This window comes from Pantoea sp. Cy-639, assembly GCF_011752525.1.
Classification (GTDB): domain Bacteria; phylum Pseudomonadota; class Gammaproteobacteria; order Pseudomonadales; family Pseudomonadaceae; genus Aquipseudomonas.
The window spans coordinates 1-1,160 of the sequence record NZ_VWXI01000046.1 but is presented as its reverse complement, the minus strand read 5'-3'; the positions used below and the strand labels follow the sequence as shown (position 1 = coordinate 1,160).

The window sequence follows — 1,160 nt, the reverse complement described above, 5'->3', positions numbered from 1 at the left end:
GGCCGTGTCCAGTTGTACCGCTGCATGAGATATCGCCCGATGTCCTGCTCGGCCAACGCCGTCGTCATGTAGCCCACCGTCGGCACCCATTCGGTTTTCAGGCTACGAAACAACCGCTCCATCGGCGAGTTGTCATAGCAGTTTCCCCGTCGGCTCATGCTTTGAGTCATTCGATAGCGCCACAGCCGCTGGCGGAAACTGCGACTGCCGTATTGGCTTCCCTGATCGCTGTGAAACAGGATACCTGCTGGCCTGCCACGCATTTCATAAGCCCTGTCGAGCGCCTTGATGACCAGATCGGCATCGGGTCTGGAAGACATCGCCCAACCCACCACCCTGCGGCTGTACAAATCCAACACAACGGCCAGGTAATGCCATCGCCCTTGCGCCCAGATGTAGGTGATGTCGCCACACCAGGTCCTGTTCGGTGCTGCCACGGTGAACTGCCGATCAAGGAGGTTGGGAATGTCAGGACGTTCAACCGTCGCTTTCTTGTACGCATGAGAGCCGGGCTGCTTGCTGATCAACCCTTGCTCCTTCATTAAACCTCTGACCTTGAAGCGTCCCACCTCGACGCCCTCGTCGCGAAGCATGGCAACGATACTGCGGCTACCGGCAGAACTACGGCTTTGGCTGAACAGTTCGTTGATGCGGCTGCGCAGGCTTACCCGGCGAACATCGATACGGCGCCGCCGGGCCAGATGGGCGTAATAACAGGATCGAGGCAGCTCGAACACTGAACACAGCAGTTGAACAGGATAGTGCTTGGCCAACTGCCGAATCGACTTCAACGTCTGCGCCCGTGTTCCTCGGCCATCAAGAGCGCAGTGGCCTCCTTTAAGATTTTCTTCTCAAGCTCCAGCCGGTTGATGCGGGCCTGAAGCTCCTGAATCGTCTGCTGCTCCGGTGTAAGCGCCTTGGCAGTCGGCGTAACGCCGCCACGCTCCAGTTGCAACTGAGCGACCCAGCGCCGTAATGCGGTCTCACCTACATCGAGGGATTTGGCGGCCTCAGGGCAGCTGTAGCCTTGGTCGAGCACCAGGCTGGCAGCCTCACGCTTGAAGGCTGGGGTGAAAGTACGTCGTTGTCTGCTCATTGAACACCTCTGTGTGGCGATCATCTTCGCCTAAAAAGGTGTCCGGGGTTAGTAGACCACTACA

General features: G+C 58.3%; 1 protein-coding gene. It reads right to left on the bottom strand.

Annotated features, from left to right (window positions below; translation table 11 throughout):
• Positions 1 to 1,096, bottom strand: a protein-coding gene (locus F3J43_RS23650; RefSeq protein ID WP_166893007.1) for an IS3 family transposase whose coding sequence is annotated in 2 segments (ribosomal slippage) — positions 1 to 835 and positions 835 to 1,096 — 1,097 coding nt annotated over the 2 segments. Because the reading frame shifts where the segments join, the coding sequence is not laid out codon by codon here. This gene is flagged as partial in the annotation.
• Between the last annotated feature and the right edge of the window lie 64 nt (positions 1,097 to 1,160).